Raw genomic sequence first — 20,106 nt, 5'->3', positions numbered from 1 at the left:
CGACTTTGCCAGGGCTGCCAAATTATCAAGATGTGATGTATGACGAATACTGGTATGCTGCGTCATTTATCTTTCTTTTCGTTTTCGATCTGGGATTTCTCGGTGAATCTACATACTGCCGCGCGAGTTGCCGGGGTGAAGGCTCGTCTTTCGTCGGCTTTGGCATTAAGGTCGATGTCCGGTGATCGGAGTGGAGGTGCGACGAAGGCATGGAGGCGATTGGGGCAATCATCCTCGTCGGCGCAGCTCTCCTGCTCGTCAGCATCCTCACCAGCCTGGTTTCATCCCGCATCGGTGCCCCGCTGCTGCTGGTGTTCCTGGTCGTAGGCCTGCTCGCCGGGGAGAGCGGCCTCGGAATCCAGTTCGACGATGCTCCCTCGGCCTTCCTCATCGGCAGCGTTGCGCTGGCCGTCATCCTTTTCGACAGCGGTTTCAATACGAAGTGGGCGAGCTACCGCATGGCGGCCGCACCGTCGCTGGTCCTCGCGACGGTGGGGGTCGTTTTGACGGCGGTCGGAGTCGGCGCCGCCGCCCGGTTCCTCTTCGGCCTCGGCTGGCCGGAGGCGCTGCTCATCGGGGCGATCCTCGGCTCGACGGATGCAGCCGCGGTCTTCTTCCTGCTGCGCGTCGGCGGGATCACGCTGCGCGACCGCGTCCGCTCGACGCTGGAGATCGAATCGGGGGCCAACGACCCGATCGCGATCTTCCTGACGCTGGGCCTCGCGACCGCGATCGGTCAGCAGGAGATGGCATCCGGCGTGGACCTGGCGCTCGCCTTCCTGCTCCAGATCGGCCTGGGCGGCATCTGCGGCTTCCTCGGCGGTCATCTGATCGTGCTCACGCTCAACAACTTGCGTTTGGAGACCAGCCTCTATCCGATCTTTTCGATCGGGGCGGCGCTCGCCCTGTTCGCTGCCACGGGCGTGGCCGGCGGCAGCGGATTTCTCGCGGTCTATGTCGCGGGATTGGTGGCCGGCAACGCGCGCGTACGCGCCGGTCTCAGCCTTCGGCGTTTCCAGGATGGCCTCGCCTGGCTCGCCCAGATCGTGATGTTCGTGATGCTGGGGTTGCTGGCCAGCCCGTCGCAGTTCCCTGCCGTGGCCCTCTCGGCACTGGCGCTGGCCCTCGTGCTCATCCTGCTTGCCCGGCCGCTCGCCGTCTGGCTCTGCCTCTTGCCCTTTCGCTTCTCCCGGAACGAGACGGCGTTCGTCGCGTGGGTGGGGCTGCGCGGCGCCGTATCCATCATGCTCGCGATCGTCCCCATGCTGGAGGGCGTTCCCGGAGCGACGGATTACTTCAACGTCGCCTTCCTGATCGTCCTGATTTCGCTGCTGCTGCAGGGATGGACGATCCGGCCGCTGGCCCGTTTTCTCGGCCTGATCGTGCCGCCGCGCATGGGACCGCTCGATCGGACGGAACTCGACCTGCCGGGCACGAGTGCGGTCGAACTGGTCACTTACCGCATCCACGCCCAGAGCCCCGTGGCGCGCGGACAGCGGTTGCCGCGCTGGGCGCGTCCGGCGCTGATCGTTCGCGACTCGCGCCCGCAGGACATCCACAGGGTCCGCAATCTGCGCGAGGGCGACATCGTCTACTTGTTCGCCTCGTCGCAGAAGGTCGGCCTGCTCGACCGGCTCTTTGCCGGCACGCACGAACTGCAGGACGACGATTCCGAATTCTGGGGGGATATGGGGCTGTCGCCCGACGTCACGGTTCAGGCGATGGCCGAGATGTACGGCCTGCCGCTCGACCTGAAACTGGCCGATCAGACGCTTGGCAGCCTTTTCGCCCGCGAGTATGGCGACAACGTCGATTACGGCGACCGGCTCCGCCTCGGCCCGATCGAACTGGTCGTGAGGCGGGTCGAGCACGGCGCGGCTACGGAACTGGGGCTGGCCTTCCAGCCGTCGGCGGCGTCGAGCCGGCGGATTCCCGTCTTTCAGACCCCAAGGGAGATCAGCGCCGGAGCGGGGCGCTTCCTGCGTGCCCTGGCACGGCGCATCAGAAACGCGCGGCGCTCGCTTCTCAGGCGCGAGGGTCGTTAACCGCCCATGGCACAGACAAGATCAGGCGGTGGGCTCCGGTGCGCGAACAGCCGCCGGGCAACGCCGAGCAAGAGCATGCTCGACGGCCCGCTCCAACTCGGGGGAACTGAACGGCTTCGTGACGTAACCCGCGGGCTTCGTCGCTTCCGCCCGCTCCCTGAGCGGCCCTTCGGTATAGGACGTGACGAACACGACCGGGATGCCGTCCTGTGCGCGGATCGCCTGGGCCGCTTCGATTCCGTCCATCGATCCTCGGATCGTGATGTCCATCAGGATCAGGTCGGGATGCTCGCGCGCAGCCGTCATCACGGCCCGCTTGCCGTTGTCGACGACGTCGACCACCTCGTAGCCGCGTTCCTCCAGCATGCAGGCGATGTCCAGCCCGACGAGCAGTTCATCCTCGACGACCAGGATGCGCCCGCCGTTGGCCGGCTGGCAGTTTCCGTTTCCCTTGGTATAAGCCACGACCTGCACGCTCCAATCTGTGCCGGCACCGGAATCTGGCCTCGCAGTCTCGCCTCGTACGCGGGCTGGCGAGAGAGTAACAGCGGGCGGACGATTTTGTTCGCCTTCATAATGCGGCCCGGAATCGTTTAGCGATGGGCGGGCTCGGAAATCACAGTGAGCAGGCGGTGGAGGCTGCGGTCTCTTGTCCTCCCCGCCGGTCCATGGCGTCCGTTCAGCGACTGTTCGGCGGCGTTTTCCTGCTGATCATGGCGATTCTTCTCTCTACAGTCGCTTGGTGGACCTACAGGGGCGCCGTCCGCGACGGCGTGGACGCGGCGAGTTCCTTTGCACGCCTCGCCGCGAATCAGTCTGCCCGGATGGTGGAATCCGCCGATCTCCTGCTGATCGACATGCAGCGGATCGGCAGGGTGGCCGACTGGGGCTCGCCTGCGATCGTGCGCGTGGCAGGGGAGGAACTGCAGTTCCTGTCGTCCGAGCTTCCTCATGTGAAGCGCCTGACGGTGTTCGGTCCGGATGGGCGGGTCAGGGCATCGAGCGCGCCGAGCGACGAGCGCGACCGGCCGGTAGATGCAGAAGCCTTCTTCAGCTTTCATGCTGGCGGCGGCGAGGGTCTCTACATCAGTCCGCTCCTGCCCGGCAGCGCGGCGCAAGGCGAGATTGTCTTGAGCCGGCCCGTGACGGGCCCGCGGAACGCGTTCGACGGGATCGTCGCGGTGGTGCTGGACCCGGCGGCCTTCGCCACGTTCTTCCGGTCGCTCGACATTCCGCTCCGGGCGATCTTCTACCTCGTCCACGACGACATGAGCATCGTGCTGCGGGAGCCCCCGGCAGACGACGACCTGCCGGGAACGGTGGGCGAGGTCCTTCATCCGGACCTGCGCCGGCATCTCGCTCTCCGCCTCTCGAAGACGTCCTTCGAGTTCGACGATGCAACCGGCCGGCTTTGGCTTGCGGCCGCGCACGAGGTGGAGCGTTACCCCCTGCAGGTTGTCCTCGGCATCGAGCACGACGCGATTACCGAGCGCTGGATTGCGGACACGCTGCCCTATCTCACCTTCGGCTGTTTGGCCCTTCTCGCCCTCAGCTTCCTGGTCTCCGTCTCGATCCGGCAGGGGCATCGGGAGGACATGTTCCGCACGGCGCTGATTCGCTCCAACGAGATGCTCGAGCACCGCGTGCAGGAACGGACCCAGTCCCTGGAGGATGCGCTCGAGCAGAAGGACACGCTCTTCCGCGAGCTCAACCACCGCGTGAAGAACAACCTGCAGATCGTCGCGAGTCTTCTCAGGCTTCAGTCGGCGCGCTTCAAGGATCCGTCGGTGACGGCGGGGTTCACGAGCTGCCTCGGGCGGATCCAGTCGATGAGCGCGGTGCACGAGATGCTGTACCGCAAGGACGACGTCGCCCGCGTCGACTTCCGCGACTATCTCGGCGGGCTGACGCGCCGCCTCGGCGAAAGCTACGGCGGCGCCGACCGGATCCGGATCGAGGTTTCGGCGGACGACGATCTGCTGGATGTGCGGACGGCCGTCCCGCTGGCGCTCTTCGTCAACGAGGTCGTCTCGAACAGCTTCAAGCACGCCTTTCCCGATGGGCGGCACGGTACGATCGCGATCGAGTACCGCGTCGAGGGCGAGATGCGCCGCCTGACCGCGCGCGACGACGGCATCGGCATCGCGGCGGAAGGGGCGGGTAGGGCGGGCTCACTGGGGATGCAGCTGGCCAGGGCGCTGGCAGGCCAGCTCGGCGGGACGTTCCGTCAGGGGCCGGGAAACCCCGGAACGGTCACCGTCATCGAGTTCGACCTGGGCAAGGTCGCCGACGACTAGGCCGCCGTCCACGAGCCTCAGTGCCGGAAGTGGCGCATGCCGGTCAGGACCATGGCGAGGCCCTTCTCGTCGGCTGCCGCGATGACCTCCGCATCCCGCATCGATCCACCCGGCTGGATGACGGCGGTGGCACCCGCCTCCGCCGCGGCCAGAAGCCCGTCGGCGAAGGGGAAGAAGGCGTCCGACGCGACGACAGAGCCGACCGTCAGCGGCTGGGGAAGGCCGGCGGCCTCGGCCGCATCCGCCGCCTTGCGCGCCGCCGTCCGGGCGGAATCGACCCGGCTCATCTGGCCGGCGCCGATTCCGACTGTGGCGCCGTTCTTCACATAGATGATGGCGTTCGACTTCACGTGCTTGCAGACGGTGAAGGCCAGCAGCAGGTCCGCCATCTCCTGTTCCGTCGGCACCCGCTTCGACACGACCTTGAGGTCTGCCGCGCCGATGCGGCCATTGTCGCGCGACTGCAGCAGCAGACCGCCGGCGACCGACCGGAACGTCATGCCGGGCGCCGCCGGATCGGGCATGCCCCCGGTCAGCAGGACGCGCAGGTTCTTCTTGGCCGCGAAGATGCGGCGTGCGTCCGCGTCGGCATCCGGCGCGATGACGACCTCGGTGAAGATCGCGGCGATCTTTTCCGCGGCAGCCGCGTCGAGCGGCCGGTTGACCGCGACGATGCCGCCGAAGGCGCTGACCGGATCGCACTGCAGCGCCCGGTCCCACGCCTCGGCGAGGCTGCCGGCCGTGGCGACGCCGCAGGGGTTCGCATGCTTGATGATCGCCACTGTCGGCTTTTCGAACTCCGAGACGAGCTCGAACGCCGCGTCGGTGTCGTTGAGATTGTTGTAGCTGAGTTCCTTGCCCTGGAGCTGTTCCGCCGTGGCGAGGCCGCGGATCGGTGCCGCCGTCAGACGCGGCAGCGTGTAGAACGCCGCCGCCTGATGCGGATTCTCGCCGTAGCGGAGCGTCTGCTGCAGGTTTCCGGCGATGGTGATGCGCTTCGGGAACGCTTCCCCGACCTGGCCGGCGAACCAACCGGAGATCGCCGCGTCATAGGCTGCGGTGCGGGCGTAGGCGCCGGCCGCCAGACGCCGGCGCAGCGCCAGCGCCGTCGCGCCGTCGTTCGCGTCGAGTTCGGCGGTGAGATCGCCATAGTCGGCCGTATCGGTGACGACCGCCACGAAATCGTGGTTCTTGGCCGCGGCGCGGATCAGGGCCGGGCCGCCGATGTCGATGTTCTCGATGCAGTCGTCGAACGGCCGCCCGGCCGCGACCGTCGCCTCGAACGGATACAGGTTGACGACGAGCAGGTCGATCGGCGCGATTCCGTGGGCGGCCATCGCGTCGGTGTGGGCGGGGAGGTCCCGCCGCCCGAGCAGTCCGCCGTGAATGGCGGGATGCAGGGTCTTGACCCGACCGTCGAGCATCTCGGGGAAGCCGGTATGGTCGGAGACCTCCTTCACCGGCACGCCCGCATCGGCCAGGGCCTTCGCCGAGCCGCCCGTCGACAGGATCTCCACCCCGCGGGCGGCCAGCGCCTTGCCCAGTTCGACGAGGCCGGTCTTGTCGGAAACGGAAATCAGCGCCCGGCGAACCGGTACGAGATCGTGGGAGGTCATCGGCGTTCTCGCCTGCTGTTTGAGAGAAGCGCTAGCGTTTCGGCAGCGCCTGGAAAGCCCATTTCACCTGGGTGCCGCCAGCGGCGATCTCGCCTTCGACGGTGATCTGCTCGGTCCGCTTCTGGATGCCGCGTTCGCCGAGATAGATGCTCTCGGCCAGTCCGATCTTGCCGCCGGTCGCCCTGACCCGCCAGCCGGCGCCGCTCGGCAGTCTGACCATGACGGCCGCACCTTCCTGGATCAACGAGGCGGTGACGCGCGGATGGAGGTGGAAGCGGACGACGAACGGTGTCCCCGCGCCGCCGATCAGTGTGTCGGCGCCGCGGAAATCGTCGCCCGCCGCCGAGAGCCAAAGGCGCCGGCGGTGAATCACGCCATGGGTGTCGCGCCAGCCGTCGTGGCTCGCTTCGACCCAGATGTTGCCGCCTTCCTCCTGGCGCATCACGCTCACGTCGAGCGGGCGCCGGCCGAGCCCGCCTTCGGGAAAGGCCTCGGCCGAACTCGTGTCCGCGATCGTCACGGTCGAATGCGCCGCGGTCGCACGCTGCGCCTGCCGCCAGGCCGTGCCGCCCAGCCGGTTGACGCCGCAATTCACGATGAGCCGCTCCTTGCCGACGCTCATCTCGAAGGCGAGCGTCCCGGCATGCGCGGCGGCGTCGACGCCCGCAGGCGCCGGCGGGCCGGCGTCCATGATGACGATGGTCCGGTTCGCCACCAGGCGTTCGAAGCCCGTTTCCGGTGCGCTCACCCCGGGGCGGCCCTTGGCGTCCGCCTGAGTCAGCACCAGGTCGATCGCCCAGCCTTCCTCCTCGACGCTGTCGTTGAACAGCGCCAGGCCGCCGTCGCCGTGCCGGAAGAAGCGCAGCATCGGCGCCATCCGCTCGATGGCCGCATCGAGGGCATCGGGCACGTCGCGCCGGCCGGCGCGCAGCATCGTCCGGATCTCGATCAGCCGTCGCAGCGCTTCGAGCTGGACCCGCGGGCTGCGCTCGATGTGCCCGCCGTCGGCCAGCACCTGGAGCGGCAGCTCGCGCACGAGCAGCTTGAGCGCCTGGCCGAGCCGGCTTTCGCCGTCCGGAAAGGCGACCCCGGCCGCGAGCATGCCGTGGATGGCGTTCAGCCTTGCCACCCCGGCGGGACTGCGGCGGATGCTGCGCGTGAGGTGGCGTGCCTGCCGGGCCAGGCTCTGGCGCAGTTCGCCGCGAAAGAAGTCGTCGGCGCTGGCGGCGAAGAAATCGTGGTTACCCAGCCAGGCGGTGATCCGGGCGCCGGTGACGTCCGGACGCCAGGGCACCTCGCTCCAGCGCTCGTGCTCCAGGATCCAGGTCGCGACCATCTCGCGCGCCGCCCGGCGCGCCTCGTCGCCGCCCACGGCCCGCAGGTCGCGCAGCCAGCCGAAGCCGTGCATCCAGGCGAGCCGCAGCGGATCGGTCTCGGCGCTACCCCGGAGGAAGGCGCTGCTCATGCCCGCTTCGTCGCGCAGCAGTTCCTCGCCGCGCGAGGATTCGCCGGGCCATGGATCGCGCGGCACCATGCGCAATTCGCGCGGCGCGGCCCCGGCGAGCGTCAGGCCATAGAGCGGACTGGCCAGGAAGTGTCGCCGCAGGGCCTGCCATGCCGAACCGCGCCCATACTGCGCCGTCGCCATCGTCACGGCTTTTCGACGCGCAGCCGGCCGATGTTGGCCGCATAGCCGGTGGGGCCGTCCCGAAACACCGCCGTCCCCGCGACCAGGACGTCCGCCCCGGCCGCCACGGCGCGCGGCGCCGTCTTCGCGTCGACACCGCCGTCGACCTGCAGGTCGATATGGCGGCCCGTCGCGTCGATACGCTTCCGCAGGGCCTCGATCTTGCGCAGCTGCGATTCGATGAAGGACTGGCCGCCGAAGCCCGGATTGACGCTCATCACGAGCACGAGATCCAGGTCGTCGATCAGGTAGTCCACCACTTCGACCGGTGTCGCGGGGTTGATCGCGATCCCGGCACGCATCTCGCGCTGGCGGATGCGCTGGATCGTGCGATGGACGTGCGGCCCAGCCTCGGGATGGACGGTCAGCACGTCTGCGCCGGCGTCGGCGAAGGCGTCGATGAACGGGTCGACCGGCGAGATCATCAGGTGGACGTCGAGCGGCTTCGTCGTATGCGGCCGCAAGGCCTTCACGACGGCGGGGCCGATCGTCAGGTTGGGCACGAAATGCCCGTCCATGACGTCCACATGGACCCAGTCTGCGCCGGCCGCATCGATCGCCCGAACCTCCTCGCCCAGGCGCGCGAAGTCCGCCGACAGGATGGACGGTGCTATACGAACGGGGTGCTGCATGGGGGTGTAGGTACCAGCTTGATCGGGGGGCTGCAACGTTCGCCGACGCGGCATCGACAAAGTCCTTGGCGCGGTGAGGCGGCACCACCACGTCACTTTTCTGCGGCCTCGATGGGGCCGCCGGAGCGTACCATGACGACCTTCGCCATCGTCCTGAATATCCTCCCCATCGGCGCCTGTGGGACGCCGACGCCCTGTCCGTCGCCGGCCGGTGGCGATGGAGACTGATCGGCACGCGGAAGACCGCAAGCCGGGCTGTCTCGCGGCCGCCCGCACAGTCGCGTGGCTGATCGCCGCCGCTTTCATCCTGTGCACCCAGGCGCTCTCCGCCTTCGAAGGGACGACCCTCCGCTCGACCGATCCGGCGCCGGCCCGTGCCGATGCCTTCGGCAAGGCCGCGGTACCCGTCTCGTTGACGGCGAAGGCCGGAGTCCTCCGGGCGGAGCACGGCGGTGCCGGTGGCGACGATGCCTGGGCGATGCATGTCGATGCCGCTCGCGTAGCCTTCGGTGATCATCACGGGGCGGCGCGACTGTTGCGCCCCTCGGCGCCTGTCGCGAACGCCGCCCTCGTCGCGGGCGCACGCACACCAACCGGCCCTCCCGGCCCGGCCGTCTGATCCGAAGAGATCGGCCGTCGGCCGGCGTCGTCGCCCCTTCGGGCGCGGCGCCTGCGGCGGTCATGGCTGAACCGTCAGGCCCACTGCCCCGCGCCGCGCGGTGTGAACAGTGCCGGCCTATTCGAGGGCATCCTTATGAAAGATTTGAAGCGCGCCGGGCTCGGCGCTTCGCGTGCCTGTATGCGTCCGACCCGCGAGCAGGGAGCCGTGCCATGCAGGTGATGAGCGGACTCTTCTTGATCTGCGTCTCGTTCGGGCTGCTCGTCTGGGGCGCCGTCACCATGCGTTCGGCCGGTGGATCCGACTGGGCCCGCAAGCCGTTCGCGGCGGAGATGCTGGCGATATTCCTGATCGCGATGTTCGCGGCCGGCGCCGGGGTCCTCATCGACTTCGTCACCGGCCTGCCGCGGGCGACGGCCTATGCCTGGGCGGGCGGCCTCGTCGTCGGCATTCCGCTGGTATTGGTCGTCGCGTGGCGGGTTGCGGGCGTTTCGGACCGTATGGCGCGGCCGGCGCTGCCCGGTGGCGTGGCGCCGCCGGCGAACGACGCGCGCGCTCCCCGCGGCGCTTCCGCACGCAAGAGGGCGGCATGATAATGGGCAGGACCTTCTCCGGCTCCCGTCGGGGCCGATCGTTGCTCGGCCCCAAGCTGATCTGGCGCGCCTCGCTCGTCTTCCTCGCCGCGACGGCGCTGGCACTGCCGTTCCTTCATGCGCAGTTCGCCGCGGTGCTCTTCCTCTTCGCGCTCCTGGTGGTGTTCCTCCAGGTGGTCTTCCGCTCCACGGCGGCGGAGGACCGCCGGCCCCTCTGATGTTCGGCCGTTCTGACCGTCGGCCGGACTAACCGTGCGCCGGCCGAGGCCGGGTGGGCATCTCTCGCCCGCCCGCTTCGGCTGCCGCCCGGCGCGGCAGCATCGCGTGTGCCGCCCACAGTGCACAGGCCAGCACGACCACCGCGCCGCCCTGGTGCACGGCGGCGAGCGGGATCGGCACGACCAGTATGAGCGTTGTGATGCCGGTGGCGGCCTGGACCGTGACGGCCGCCATCAGCGAAGTGACCGCGGTCCGAACCGCGCGCGGCGCCTCCGCCTGGACCGTCCGCCACCAGAGCAGCCCCACCAGCAGGAACGTCGCGACGGCCAGGACCCGATGGTGGAACTGCACCGCGGCGGGGTTCTCGAAGGTGTTGTGAAGCAGTGACGGCAGCGCCGCATAGTCCGGCGGGATGATCCGTCCGTCCATCAGCGGGAAGGTGTTGTAGACCAGCCCGGCGCGGTTGCCGGCGACGAACGCCCCCGCGAGCACCGTCACGCCGACCGCCCCCAGCACGATCCACACCAGGCGCCGCAGCGACGGAGGAACCCCGCCAGCCGTCGCCCGCTCCCCGCGCAGGCCGAGCGCGATCCAGAACATCAGTCCGAACAGGACGAGCGCCAGCCCCAGATGCACGGTGAGCCTGTAGGGGCTGACCGTCGTTCGGTCGACCAGGCCGCTCTTCACCATCCACCAGCCGATCGCCCCCTGCACCCCGCCGAGCGCGAACACGGCGACCAGCTTCAGCCCCAGTCCGCGTCGCAGCATCCCGCGCCAGGCGAAGAAGATGAGCGGCAGGATGAAGACGACGCCGATCAGCCGGCCCCAGAGCCTGTGGATATACTCCCACCAGAAGATCGTCTTGAAGTCGGCGATCGTCATCCAGGAATTCTCGAGCCTGTACTCGCTCGTCTGCTGGTACAGGCCGAACAGTCTCTGCCACTCGGCTTCGGACAGGGGCGGCAGCGCACCGACCAGCGGCTGCCACTCGGTGATCGACAGTCCGGATTCCGTCAGGCGCGTGATACCGCCGATGACGACCATCGCGAGGACGGCGGCGCAGCAGGCGAACAGCCAGTTGGATACGATCCGGTCGTCCCGCGTCGCCGGGCGGTCGATGCCAGCATCCATGACCATTGACGTCTCTCGTTCGCGCTCGACGGCTGTCTCCGTTGCGCTACCTGCCGGCTTCGGGCCGGTCAGGCAAGCGTCGGTGGCGTTTTGCCGCAAGCCGACGCCCGGCCGTCATCCCGCCGGCTTGAAGCGGAAGCCCTCGTCCCAGCGCGTGAACCGGCCTACCGACTGGCCGGGGAAGTGCGCGGTGCAGACCAGCGTGTCGGTGTCGCAGTAGCGTTCGAGGAAGTTCCGGCGCGTACGGGCCGCCAGCGCGCGGTCGAAGTCCGAACGCATCGACACTTCCGGATAGCGGGCCTGGAGCGGCGAATGGATCAGGTCGCCGCCGAACACCGCGCCACCGCCCTCGCGGCCGACCCGGACGGCGAAATGGTCCGGCGTGTGGCCGGGCGTCGGCTCCAGCCGGACATGGTCGTCGATGGCGTGGTCGCTGCACACCAGTTCGGCGCGGTCCGCGGCGACGATCGGCAGCACGCTGTCGGTCATGTAGTGGATCGGCGCCTTCGCGTGCTTCTCCTGCCAGTAGGCCAATTCCTTGGCCGAGAAGAGATAGCGCGCGTTCGGGAAGGTCGGCACCCACCGCCCGTCGAGCAGCTTCGTGTTCCAGCCGACGTGGTCCGCGTGCAGGTGCGTGCACATGACGAAGTCGATGTCGTCCACCGTCAGGCCGGCGGCCGCCAGCGCGTTCATGTAGGTCGCGTCGGTCTTGCCGTGCCAGTGCGGCCGCGTCGGGTGGTTCTTCTCATTGCCGATGCAGGTGTCGATCAGCACCGTGTGGTGCGGCGTGCGCACGATGTAGGTCTGGTAGCAGAGCAGGACGTTGCCGTAGATCGGGTCCAGTCCGTTCCCGGTCAGCCAGCCGCGGTTCGCCTCCAGCATCTCGTCGGTCAGGTCGGGGAAGAAGACCTGCGGCCGGTACGCCTCGTCCGGCGACGGCGTTTCCTGCTCGACGATGCGGTGGATGGTCAGGTCGTCGACGGCGAAGCGGGTGGTCATCTTCGGCTCCTCCATGTTTTGGCGGAGCGTAGCACGCGCAGGAGCGTCCCGTTATAGGGGCACTCCGTCACCCGTCAGCCCTCCCGCAGCGTCTCGGCGAGGGCGCGGGCGACGTGGGCGATGGCGGCGTTGCGGTCGGCGAAGCTCGCCTCGCTCTCGGTGACGTAGACCGCGGCGATCACCGGGCGGCGCCCCGGCGGCCAGATGATCCCGACGTCGTTGTTCGTGCCGTGGCCGCCGCCACCGGTCTTGTCGCCGACGCGCCACCCCTCCGGCAGGCCCGCCCGCAGTTTGGCGTCGCCCGTCCTGCAGCCGATCAGCCAGCCGAGCAGGATGTCGCGCGAGGCGGGCGACAGTGCCTCGCCGGTGGCCAGGATGCGCAGGTTCCCGGCCATCGCGTCCGGCGTCGTGGTGTCGCGCGGATCGCGCGGCGCCGCCTCGTTCAGCGCCGTCTCCCAGCGGTCGAGCCGGGTGACGTCGTCGCCCAGCGTGCGGGCGTAGGCGGTGATCCCGCCGGGACCGCCGAGGGTGCGCAGGATCAGGTTGGCCGCGGGATTGTCGCTCAGCGTCACCGTGGCCTCGCACAGCTCGGCGAGGCTCATCGGCTCGCCGCCGACCCGTTTCTCGGTGACCGGGGCGTGGGCGACGATGTCGTCGGCGGTCACCGGTATCCGCCGTCCCAGATCCTCGCGGCCGGCGTCGACCCGTGCCAGCACGGCGGCGGCGGCCAGCATCTTGAACGTGCTGCACATCGGGAAGCGCTCGTCGGCCCGGTGTGCCCAGCGCCGCCCCGATTCCGTATCGACGATCGACACGCCGAGCCGGCAGCGGATGGCCGCCTCGATATCGGCGAAAGCCTCGGGCAGGCCCTTGGCCGGCGCGGCGAAGCCGCTCGCCGGCCGCAGCCATGCCGCGGCGGCCGTCGCCGCCAGGGACAGTCCGAAGCGGCGGCGCGACAGAATCGAGTGCACTGACTTCTCCAAGGAAACCGTGAGATCCGCACCCGCCAGGGCGGGTGCGCGTTTCTCAGATCTCGCCAGCGAAAGTCGGCAAGACGAAGGCGGTGACCGGCGGCGCCTCGTTGACCGGTCCGCGCACCTGCACCAGGCAGGTCTGCGCCGAGCAGCCCTGGGACAGGCCGGAGGCGCCCTGGTCGAGGGTCAGCGCGTTCGGGTTGCCGTGCTTCTCCAGGCCCGTCTCGGGATCCGGGTCGAACCAGGCGCCGGTGGCGAGCCGTGCCACGCCGGGCGCCAGGTCGTCGGTCAGGATCGCCGCCGCGAGGCAGCGGCCGCGCGCGTTGAACAGTTCGACGATGTCGCCCGGCCCGATGCCGCGGTCGACGGCGTCCTGCCGGTTCAGATAGACCGGCTCGCGCCCCGCGATCTTGCCGGCGCGGCTGTGCGCGCTGCCGTCGAGCTGGCTGTGCAGGCGGCGCACCGGTTGGTCCGACAGCAGGTGCAGCGGATGCTCCGCCGCCTTCGGCGACCCCAGCCATTCGACCGGCTCGCGCCACACCGGATAGCCGGGGCAGTCGGCCAGGCCGAAGCCCATGATCGTCTCCGATGCGATCTCGATCTTCCCCGACGGCGTCCGCAGCGGGTTCGCCTCCGGATCGGCGCGGAAGGCGTCCAGCATGACCACCGGCTTGTCGTGCTCGGCCAGCCGGATCAGGCCCTGCTCCCAGAAGTCCGCGAAGGGCGGCAGGTGGATGCCGATGCCGACGGCCTTGGAGCGGCTGTCCTCGTAGATGTGCTCCAGCCAGGCGCGGGTGTTGCGGCCCTCGGTGAAGGCTTCGGCCACGCCGAGCCGTTCGGCGAGTGCCGTGAAGATCGCATAGTCGTCGCGCGCCTCGCCGACCGGCGGGATGATCTGGCGCATGGCGACGTAGTGGCCTTCGCGCGTCGCGAAGCCGATGTCGTCGCGCTCCATGCTGGTCGTCGCCGGCAGGACCACGTCGGCGAGCTTCGCCGTCGGCGTCCAGAACTGCTCGTGCACGACGATGGAGTCCGGCTTCCGCCAGGCGCGCAGCAGCTTGTTCAGGTCCTGGTGGTGATGAAAGGGATTGCCGCCGGCCCAGTAGACCATGTGGATGTCGGGGTAGGCGTAGGTGCCGCCGTTGTAGGTGAAGCCGGCGCCGGGGTTCAGCAGCATGTCGGCGATGCGCGCCACCGGGATGAAGGCCGAGACGGCGTTGGTCCCCTGCGACAGGGTGGGCCCCGGCACGCGCGGGTGCGGGCTGCCCATGATGTTGGTGGCCCCGTAGCCGACGCCGAAGCCGCCGCCCGGGATGCCGACCTGTCCCAGCATCGCCGCCACGCTGACCAGCGCCCAGAACGGCTGCTCGCCGTGCGAGGCGCGCTGCAGCGACCAGGCGATGTTCAGCATCGTCCGGTTCGACGCCATCTCGCGCGCCAGCGACACGATCCGCGCGGCCGGCGCGCCGCAGATATTCTCGGCCCACTCCGGCGTCTTGGCGATGCCGTCCTCGCCGCCGGTGATGTAGCGCTCGAAGATCTCGTAGCCGACGCAGTAGCGCGCCAGGAATGCCTTGTCGTGCAGCCCCTTGTCGCGCAGCACCCAGGCAATCGCCAGCAGCATCGCCGTATCGGTGTTCGGCCGCGTCGGGATCCACTCGACCTCGCCGCCGGTGTCGAGGTTGTCGCGCACCGGGCCGATGTTGACGAAGCGGCAGCCCGCCTCGGCCATCGCGCGCAGGCCGCGCGGGATGCGGTGCTCGCCGACGCCGCCGTTGGTGATCTCGGAATTCTTCGCCGGCACGCCGCCGAAGGTGACGAACAGCTTGGTGTGCGCCGCCATCACGTCCCACGAGGTGTGCGACGCGTTCAGCTCGTCCATCGAGGCGACGATGTGCGGCATCAGCGTCCGCGCGGCACCCAGGCTGTAGGAGTCCTGGTGGCGGACATAGCCGCCGGTCATGTTGAGGAAGCGATGGATCTGGCTCTGAGCGTGGTGGAAGCGCCCGGCGCTGGCCCAGCCGTAGGACCCACCGAAGATCGCCGCGTTGCCGTGCGTCTTGCGCACGCGGTCGACCTCGGCCGCGACGAGATCCAGCGCGCGCTCCCACTCCACCTCGACGAAGGGCTCGCGGCCGCGCAGTTCCGGCGCGGCACCCGGTCCGTCGCGCAGCCAGCTCTGCCGCACCGCCGGCCGGCGCACCCGCAGCCGCATCAGGTCGTCGTCGAGCTGGTGCAGCCCAATGCGCGAATAGTCGGGATCGCCGGAATAGGGCTTCAGCGAGGGCGCGCCGCTCGCGTCGCGCTCGACCTCGTAGATGCCCCAGTGGGAGGCGGTGTAATGGTTCATTGTCGGTCCTCGTACCTTCGCGATCCGCCGCCAGTGTGCGCGCGGTCGCCCGTGCCTTCAAGGCGGCCAGCCTGCCCCGTCCGCCGCGCCGCTGGCGGCGGTCCACAGGGGGCGCTATACGGGGCCCGGATATAAAGACAGGGGTATGGTGAAGGTGCGGCGGAAGATTCTGATCATGGGACTGCCGGGGGCCGGCAAGACGACGCTGGCGCGTGCGCTGGTGCCGCGGCTCAACGCCGTCCACTTCAACGCCGACGAGGTGCGCCAGCACATCAACAAGGACCTCGGCTTCTCCGAGGCCGACCGGATCGAGCAGGCGGGGCGCATGGGCTGGCTCTGCGACCGCGTCGTCGAGGCCGGCGGCTTCGCCGTGGCCGACTTCGTGTGCCCGACGCCGGAGGCGCGCGCGGCCTTCGGCGCGGCCTTCACGGTCTGGTGCGACCGCATCAAGGAGAGCCGGTTCGAGGACACGAACCGCCTGTTCGTCGCGCCGGAGCGGTTCGACGTGCGCGTCTCGGAAGAGGGCACGCCGGAGTACTGGGCGGACCAGGTGGCCCAGCAGGTGCGCCCGGTCTTCGATTCCAAGCGCCCGACCGCCCTGGTGATCGGCCGCTTCCAGCCGTTCCACGACGGTCACCGGCGTCTGATCGAGGAGAGCCTGGGCCGCGTCGGCCAGGTCTGCGTCGCGGTGCGCGACACGGGCGGGACGGATTCCAAGAACCCGTTCGGCTTCGAGCATGTGCGCGCCCGCATCGAGCATGCCCTGCGCGAGTATGAGGGCATGTTCACGGTGGTGCCGCTGCCCAACGTCACCCACGTATTCTATGGTCGCGACGTCGGCTACGTGGTGGAGAAGCTCGAACTCGGCGCCGAGTTCGAGGCGATCTCCGCCACCGAAGTGCGCCGCCGTCTCGGCCGAAGCTGAGCCCCCGCATCCGAGGAAGGACCGATGCCGACCTTCGATATCGTCTCGAAGACCGACCTCCACGAGGTCGACAACGCGATCGAGAACCTGCGGCGCGAGATCGGGCAGCGCTTCGACTTCAAGGGGTCGAAATGCTCGATCGAGCGGCAGGAGAGCGTGCTGACGATCCTCGCCGACGACAATCCGAAGCTCGGCCAGATGCAGGAACTGCTGCGCGGCCACGTTACGCGCCGCAAGATCGACGCCGCCGCCCTCGACTTCGGCACGCCGGAGCGCGCGGGCGGCGACATGATCCGCCAGACGGTCACGATCAAGCAGGGCATCGACCGGGACTTGTCGAAGCGGATCGTCAAGGGCCTGAAGGACAGCAAGCTGAAGGTCCAGGCCTCCATCCAGGGCGACGAACTGCGTGTCAGCGGCAAGAACCGCGACGACCTGCAGGCGGCGATCGCCACGGTTCGCGCCCTCGATATCGAACAGCCGCTGCAGTATCTGAACTTCCGCGACTGAGCGGCGGCCCGGCCGCGCTTGTGGTCGGCCCCTCTCAGGCCTTCGCGTTCAGGATGGCGGCGATCTCGTCCTTGAGGCGCAGCCGCTGCTTGCGCAGCTCCTCCTCGTACGCCTCGGATGCCGGCTCGACGCGCGTCTCGACCCGGTGCACGGCGCGGTTCACCTCGTGATAGGCGTCGGCCAGTTTCGCGAAATGCGCATCCGACAGCTTGAGCGCGTGGATGCGCTCGGCATGCTCGGGAAAGTCGTCGGCGAGTTCGTGCGGAACGTGCGACACTGGCGTGTCTCCCTGGTGCGGCTGTGACGGTGTAACCGGTAACACGTGTGCCGGCGCCGGGTATTGATACCGATCAATGCGTTCGGCTGGCGCCGCTGTTCCTCTGGCGCCAACAACGAACCATTGGGTGGGCGTATGGCTGCGAATCGCGATGTCGAAGCGAGACTGACCGAGAGGCTGAAGCAACTCGAGGACCGTGTCGTCCGCCTGGACGAGGCGTTGCGCGAACCCCTGGATCCCCGCTTCTCGGAGCAGGCGACCGAGCTCGAGAGCGGCGAGGCCGACGCGGCGCTGGAGCAGGCCGCGCGGACCGAGATCGCCATGATCCAGGCGGCGCTCGACCGCATCGCCGACGGCAGCTACGGCATCTGCACGGGCTGCGGCGCGCCCATCCCGCCGGCGCGGCTGGCGGCACTTCCCTACGCGACCCGCTGCATCGCCTGCGCGGAGACCTGATCGCCGCCTGCATCGGGCACGACGCACCTTGACGCTTCCCGCCCTTGGCGGCCTTCTGCTCACGTCGCCGCGTGTGAGTGAGCCCCTTGGAAGCCAGCGTCCGGACCACGTCGCCCGCCACCGCCCCGGCGCCCGCCGGCGTATTTGAGGCGCCCGCCGGCGCGGCTGAGGCGCCCGCCGGCAACGGCCGGGGCATCGCGCTTATGATCGTCGCGATGCTCACCTTCGCCAGCATGGATGCCCTGTCGAAGCTGGCGATGGAACGGCACGACGTGGCGCAGGTGCTCTGCGTCCGCTTCTGGATCTTCCTGGCCTTCGCGCTGGTGCTGACGCGCCGGCGCGGCCTGCGGGCCAGCCTCGCCTCGCGCCGGCCCGTTTTCCAGATCGGCCGCTCGCTGCTGCTGATCGTCGAGATGGGCGCCTTCATGCTCGCCTTCCGGGCGATGCACCTGGCCGACGTCCACGCCATCGCGGCGGTGGCGCCGCTGATCGCGATGCTGATGGCGGCCCTGCTCCTCGGCGAACGGATCGGCCCGCATCGCAAGGCGGCGGCGGCGATCGGCTTCTTGGGCGTCCTGGTGATCGTGCGGCCGGGGACCGGCGTGTTCGAGGGGGCGGCGCTGTGGCCGCTGATCGGCGCTACCCTGTGGGGGCTCTACCAGGTCCTCGTGCGGAAGATGGCCGGGGTCGATCCGGTCGGCACCACGGTGCTCTACACGGCCCTGGTCGGCGTCGTCTCCTATTCCTTTCTCGCACCCTTCGTCTGGACGCCGCCGGCGCCGGAGACCTGGGCCATGCTGGTCGGGGTCGGCATCCTGGGTGCCTTCGGGCACGCCACCCTGGTCGCCGCCCTCGACAGCGCGCCGGCCGGCGTGCTGCAGCCCTTCGGCTACGTGCTGCCGGTGTGGGCGACGGTGATGGGCTATCTCGTCTGGGATCACGTGCCGGACCGGTGGACGGTGGCCGGATGCCTGCTCGTGATCGCTGGCGGGCTCTACGCCCTCTGGCGCGAGCGGCGATCGGCGCGTGTGCCGCAGGGGACGGGTGAGGGGCCAGGAACGCCGGCCGGTTGATCAACCAAGGGGTCGCCTGTCAGTCGCCGCTCCGGCTGCCGGACATGACGCGCCGGAACGCGTCCAGCGTCTCGGCGCTGACATGATGCTCGATGCCTTCGGCGTCGATCCGGGCGGTTTCCGCGCTGACGCCGATGGACAGGAGGAAGGCCTCGACCGTCTGGTGGCGCGCCCGGCTCTCGTGGGCGACGGCACGGCCGGCTTCCGTCAGGAACACGCCCCGATAGGGCTTGCGCGACACGAGGCCGTCCGCCGCCAGCCGCGACAGCATCTTCGCCACGGTCGGCTGTGCGACGCCCAGCCGTGCCGCGATGTCGACCTGCCGCGCCTCATTGCCGTCCTCGATCAGGTCGGCGATCAGTTCGACATAGTCCTCGACGAGCGCGCTGCGGCGCGCCTCGCGGGTCTGGCGGAATCCCTCGGAATGGACTTCGGCGTCGGGCAGCGGTGCGTAGCGGGCGATCGGGCGCCTCTGGCGCGACACTTGCTCCTCCCTGTCGGTTCGGCCCGGATCCTCCGGTCCGACCGCTTATAGCAGACTGATCCGGCGGTGCCGGTGCTTCATGCGAACGCACCGCGACGACGGGCTGCCGAGCGCCGACCGAGAATAAGCCTTGCGCCACTAGTATAGCATAATGCATATTGTTGTGACCGAGCCGTCGCGGACACGATCGGTCCGCAGCGGCGGAATCGTCGACGGATCAGGTGGAGACGGACGGATGCGACTGGTGAAGGCGACGGGCCTGTCGATGCTTGCCGCGGCCTCGCTGTTCTGGGCGGCTACGGCCGCTGCCGCTGCCGAGAAATTGAAGGTCGTGACGACGTTCACGGTCATCGCCGACATGGCGCGGAACGTCGCCGGTGACGCCGCCGAGGTGGTGTCGATCACCAAGCCGGGGGCGGAGATCCACGGATACGAGCCGACGCCCCAGGACATCGTCCGGGCCAGCGGCGCCGGCCTCATCCTCTGGAACGGCCTCAACCTGGAGCGGTGGTTCGAGCAGTTCGTCGCCAATCTGGGCGATATTCCGTCGGCCACGGTCACCGAAGGCGTCGAGCAGATCGCGATCTCGGAAGGTGACTACAGCGGAAAGGCCAATCCGCACGCCTGGATGAGCCTCAGCAACGCGATGATCTATGTCGACAACATCCGGGACGCGTTGTCGCGGCACGATCCGGCGAATGCCGATGCCTACGCGAAGAATGCGGAGGCCTACAAGCGGAGCATCCGCGAGACGATCGGCCCGCTGCGCGAGCGGATCGCGCGCATTCCCGAGGACAAGCGCTGGCTGGTCACGTGCGAAGGCGCGTTCAGCTATCTGGCGCGCGACTTCGGCATGAAGGAACTCTACCTCTGGCCGATCAACGCGGACCAGATCGGCACCCCGCAGCAGGTGCGCAAGGTCATCGACGGCGTCAGGAAGCACGATATCCCCGCCGTCTTCTGCGAGAGCACCGTCAGCAATGCGCCGGCACGGCAGGTCGCCCGCGAAACCGGGGCGGTCTATGGCGGCGTTCTCTACGTCGATTCCCTGTCCGACCGTGACGGGCCGGTGCCGACCTATCTCGATCTGCTGCGCGTGACGTCGCGGACGATTGCCGAGGGACTGGTTGCCGAGGGTCCGGGTGCCGGCAAGAACTGACGAGGCCTCTCAGACGTATCTTCAGGGTGTCGGCGCTGTCGGCGAAGGCGCCGGGGTGAC

20 protein-coding genes are annotated in these 20,106 nt (G+C 69.1%); 10 read left to right on the top strand and 10 right to left on the bottom strand.

Features of this window, described 5'->3' with window-relative positions; all coding sequences use genetic code 11:
• Positions 1-209 precede the first annotated feature (209 nt).
• A complete protein-coding gene (locus tag ABIE65_RS22305; protein WP_354080799.1) occupies positions 210-2,045 on the top strand; it encodes a potassium/proton antiporter in 1,836 nt (611 codons plus the stop codon).
• A gap of 21 nt (positions 2,046-2,066) precedes the next feature.
• Here ABIE65_RS22305 and ABIE65_RS22300 read toward each other — a convergent pair whose 3' ends face one another.
• The gene (locus tag ABIE65_RS22300; protein WP_354080798.1) at positions 2,067-2,510 is read right to left on the bottom strand and encodes a response regulator; all 444 of its coding nucleotides are present in this window, start codon (positions 2,508-2,510) and stop codon (positions 2,067-2,069) included.
• 203 nt (positions 2,511-2,713) lie between these two features.
• Here ABIE65_RS22300 and ABIE65_RS22295 point away from each other — a divergent pair, with 203 nt between their 5' ends.
• Positions 2,714-4,342: a sensor histidine kinase gene (locus ABIE65_RS22295; protein WP_354080797.1), complete on the top strand. Its 1,629-nt coding sequence runs from the start codon at positions 2,714-2,716 to the stop codon at positions 4,340-4,342.
• Positions 4,343-4,359: 17 nt separating this feature from the next.
• Here ABIE65_RS22295 and purH read toward each other — a convergent pair whose 3' ends face one another.
• The 3 genes from purH to rpe are packed head-to-tail and all read right to left on the bottom strand — an operon-like array spanning position 4,360 to position 8,277.
• Positions 4,360-5,958, bottom strand: a complete 1,599-nt coding sequence (gene purH, locus ABIE65_RS22290) for a bifunctional phosphoribosylaminoimidazolecarboxamide formyltransferase/IMP cyclohydrolase (RefSeq protein ID WP_354080796.1) — start codon at positions 5,956-5,958, stop codon at positions 4,360-4,362.
• 31 nt (positions 5,959-5,989) lie between these two features.
• Entirely contained in the window at positions 5,990-7,606 is a 1,617-nt protein-coding gene (locus tag ABIE65_RS22285; RefSeq protein WP_354080907.1) for a heparinase II/III family protein, read from the bottom strand.
• A gap of 2 nt (positions 7,607-7,608) precedes the next feature.
• A complete protein-coding gene (rpe, locus tag ABIE65_RS22280) occupies positions 7,609-8,277 on the bottom strand; it encodes a ribulose-phosphate 3-epimerase (protein WP_354080795.1) in 669 nt (222 codons plus the stop codon).
• A gap of 217 nt (positions 8,278-8,494) precedes the next feature.
• On the opposite strand from rpe, the gene ABIE65_RS22275 reads away from it, so the two are divergent.
• The 3 genes from ABIE65_RS22275 (at position 8,495) to ABIE65_RS22265 (ending at position 9,707) form a co-directional block, all read left to right on the top strand.
• Positions 8,495-8,896, top strand: a complete 402-nt coding sequence (locus ABIE65_RS22275) for a hypothetical protein (protein ID WP_354080793.1) — start codon at positions 8,495-8,497, stop codon at positions 8,894-8,896.
• Between the two features lie 212 nt (positions 8,897-9,108).
• Positions 9,109-9,489, top strand: a complete 381-nt coding sequence (locus ABIE65_RS22270) for a hypothetical protein (protein ID WP_354080791.1) — start codon at positions 9,109-9,111, stop codon at positions 9,487-9,489.
• Positions 9,486-9,707: a hypothetical protein gene (locus ABIE65_RS22265; protein ID WP_354080790.1), complete on the top strand. Its 222-nt coding sequence runs from the start codon at positions 9,486-9,488 to the stop codon at positions 9,705-9,707. The genes ABIE65_RS22270 and ABIE65_RS22265 overlap by 4 nt, the downstream gene beginning before the upstream one ends.
• A 28-nt stretch (positions 9,708-9,735) precedes the next feature.
• On the opposite strand, the gene ABIE65_RS22260 is transcribed toward ABIE65_RS22265, so the two are convergent.
• The 4 genes from ABIE65_RS22260 to ABIE65_RS22245 form a co-directional block, all read right to left on the bottom strand.
• A complete protein-coding gene (locus ABIE65_RS22260) occupies positions 9,736-10,845 on the bottom strand; it encodes a COX15/CtaA family protein (protein WP_354080788.1) in 1,110 nt (369 codons plus the stop codon).
• A 108-nt stretch (positions 10,846-10,953) separates the two neighbouring features.
• Complete coding sequence (locus ABIE65_RS22255) at positions 10,954-11,838, bottom strand: MBL fold metallo-hydrolase (RefSeq protein ID WP_354080786.1); 885 nt, start codon at positions 11,836-11,838, stop codon at positions 10,954-10,956.
• A 74-nt stretch (positions 11,839-11,912) separates the two neighbouring features.
• Positions 11,913-12,776, bottom strand: coding sequence for a class A beta-lactamase (gene bla / locus ABIE65_RS22250; RefSeq protein WP_502918561.1), 864 nt, complete (start codon positions 12,774-12,776; stop codon positions 11,913-11,915).
• Between the two features lie 88 nt (positions 12,777-12,864).
• A complete protein-coding gene (locus tag ABIE65_RS22245) occupies positions 12,865-15,162 on the bottom strand; it encodes a molybdopterin guanine dinucleotide-containing S/N-oxide reductase (protein ID WP_354080782.1) in 2,298 nt (765 codons plus the stop codon).
• Positions 15,163-15,316: 154 nt separating this feature from the next.
• Between ABIE65_RS22245 and ABIE65_RS22240 the strand changes: the two genes are divergently transcribed.
• On the top strand, positions 15,317-16,087 hold the full coding sequence (locus ABIE65_RS22240; RefSeq protein ID WP_354080780.1) for an adenylyl-sulfate kinase: 771 nt from the start codon (positions 15,317-15,319) through the stop codon (positions 16,085-16,087).
• A gap of 24 nt (positions 16,088-16,111) precedes the next feature.
• Complete coding sequence (locus tag ABIE65_RS22235) at positions 16,112-16,597, top strand: YajQ family cyclic di-GMP-binding protein (RefSeq protein ID WP_354080778.1); 486 nt, start codon at positions 16,112-16,114, stop codon at positions 16,595-16,597.
• 34 nt (positions 16,598-16,631) lie between these two features.
• Here the strand turns inward: ABIE65_RS22235 and ABIE65_RS22230 are convergent, their stop codons facing one another.
• On the bottom strand, positions 16,632-16,874 hold the full coding sequence (locus ABIE65_RS22230; RefSeq protein ID WP_354080776.1) for an HP1242/YdcH family protein: 243 nt from the start codon (positions 16,872-16,874) through the stop codon (positions 16,632-16,634).
• Positions 16,875-17,009: 135 nt separating this feature from the next.
• Here ABIE65_RS22230 and ABIE65_RS22225 point away from each other — a divergent pair, with 135 nt between their 5' ends.
• Positions 17,010-17,330 (top strand): TraR/DksA family transcriptional regulator, encoded by a 321-nt coding sequence (locus ABIE65_RS22225; protein WP_354080774.1) that lies wholly within the window; start codon positions 17,010-17,012, stop codon positions 17,328-17,330.
• Between the two features lie 86 nt (positions 17,331-17,416).
• Positions 17,417-18,403 (top strand): DMT family transporter, encoded by a 987-nt coding sequence (locus tag ABIE65_RS22220; RefSeq protein ID WP_354080772.1) that lies wholly within the window; start codon positions 17,417-17,419, stop codon positions 18,401-18,403.
• 19 nt (positions 18,404-18,422) lie between these two features.
• Here the strand turns inward: ABIE65_RS22220 and mntR are convergent, their stop codons facing one another.
• Entirely contained in the window at positions 18,423-18,887 is a 465-nt protein-coding gene (gene mntR / locus ABIE65_RS22215) for a manganese-binding transcriptional regulator MntR (RefSeq protein ID WP_354080770.1), read from the bottom strand.
• Between the two features lie 235 nt (positions 18,888-19,122).
• Between mntR and ABIE65_RS22210 the strand changes: the two genes are divergently transcribed.
• The gene (locus ABIE65_RS22210; protein WP_354080768.1) at positions 19,123-20,046 is read left to right on the top strand and encodes a metal ABC transporter substrate-binding protein; all 924 of its coding nucleotides are present in this window, start codon (positions 19,123-19,125) and stop codon (positions 20,044-20,046) included.
• The last annotated feature ends 60 nt before the right edge of the window (positions 20,047-20,106 follow it).

This window comes from Constrictibacter sp. MBR-5 (assembly GCF_040549485.1).
In the GTDB taxonomy this organism is placed as follows: Bacteria; Pseudomonadota; Alphaproteobacteria; order JAJUGE01; family JAJUGE01; genus Constrictibacter.
Note: the sequence above shows the minus strand (reverse complement) of the source record. Positions and strands in the feature narration are given on the sequence as shown.

What these genes read in the sequence shown, in the direction of transcription:
- ABIE65_RS22305 (WP_354080799.1), top strand. Translation starts at nt 210, where the DNA reads ATGGAGGCGATTGGGGCAATCATCCTCGTCGGCGCAGCTCTCCTGCTC.
- ABIE65_RS22295 (WP_354080797.1), top strand. Translation starts at nt 2,714, where the DNA reads ATGGCGTCCGTTCAGCGACTGTTCGGCGGCGTTTTCCTGCTGATCATG.
- purH (WP_354080796.1), bottom strand. Translation starts at nt 5,958, where the DNA reads ATGACCTCCCACGATCTCGTACCGGTTCGCCGGGCGCTGATTTCCGTT.
- ABIE65_RS22285 (WP_354080907.1), bottom strand. Translation starts at nt 7,606, where the DNA reads ATGGCGACGGCGCAGTATGGGCGCGGTTCGGCATGGCAGGCCCTGCGG.
- rpe (WP_354080795.1), bottom strand. Translation starts at nt 8,277, where the DNA reads ATGCAGCACCCCGTTCGTATAGCACCGTCCATCCTGTCGGCGGACTTC.
- ABIE65_RS22275 (WP_354080793.1), top strand. Translation starts at nt 8,495, where the DNA reads ATGGAGACTGATCGGCACGCGGAAGACCGCAAGCCGGGCTGTCTCGCG.
- ABIE65_RS22270 (WP_354080791.1), top strand. Translation starts at nt 9,109, where the DNA reads ATGCAGGTGATGAGCGGACTCTTCTTGATCTGCGTCTCGTTCGGGCTG.
- ABIE65_RS22265 (WP_354080790.1), top strand. Translation starts at nt 9,486, where the DNA reads ATGATAATGGGCAGGACCTTCTCCGGCTCCCGTCGGGGCCGATCGTTG.
- ABIE65_RS22260 (WP_354080788.1), bottom strand. Translation starts at nt 10,845, where the DNA reads ATGGTCATGGATGCTGGCATCGACCGCCCGGCGACGCGGGACGACCGG.
- ABIE65_RS22255 (WP_354080786.1), bottom strand. Translation starts at nt 11,838, where the DNA reads ATGACCACCCGCTTCGCCGTCGACGACCTGACCATCCACCGCATCGTC.
- ABIE65_RS22245 (WP_354080782.1), bottom strand. Translation starts at nt 15,162, where the DNA reads ATGAACCATTACACCGCCTCCCACTGGGGCATCTACGAGGTCGAGCGC.
- ABIE65_RS22235 (WP_354080778.1), top strand. Translation starts at nt 16,112, where the DNA reads ATGCCGACCTTCGATATCGTCTCGAAGACCGACCTCCACGAGGTCGAC.
- ABIE65_RS22225 (WP_354080774.1), top strand. Translation starts at nt 17,010, where the DNA reads ATGGCTGCGAATCGCGATGTCGAAGCGAGACTGACCGAGAGGCTGAAG.
- ABIE65_RS22210 (WP_354080768.1), top strand. Translation starts at nt 19,123, where the DNA reads ATGCGACTGGTGAAGGCGACGGGCCTGTCGATGCTTGCCGCGGCCTCG.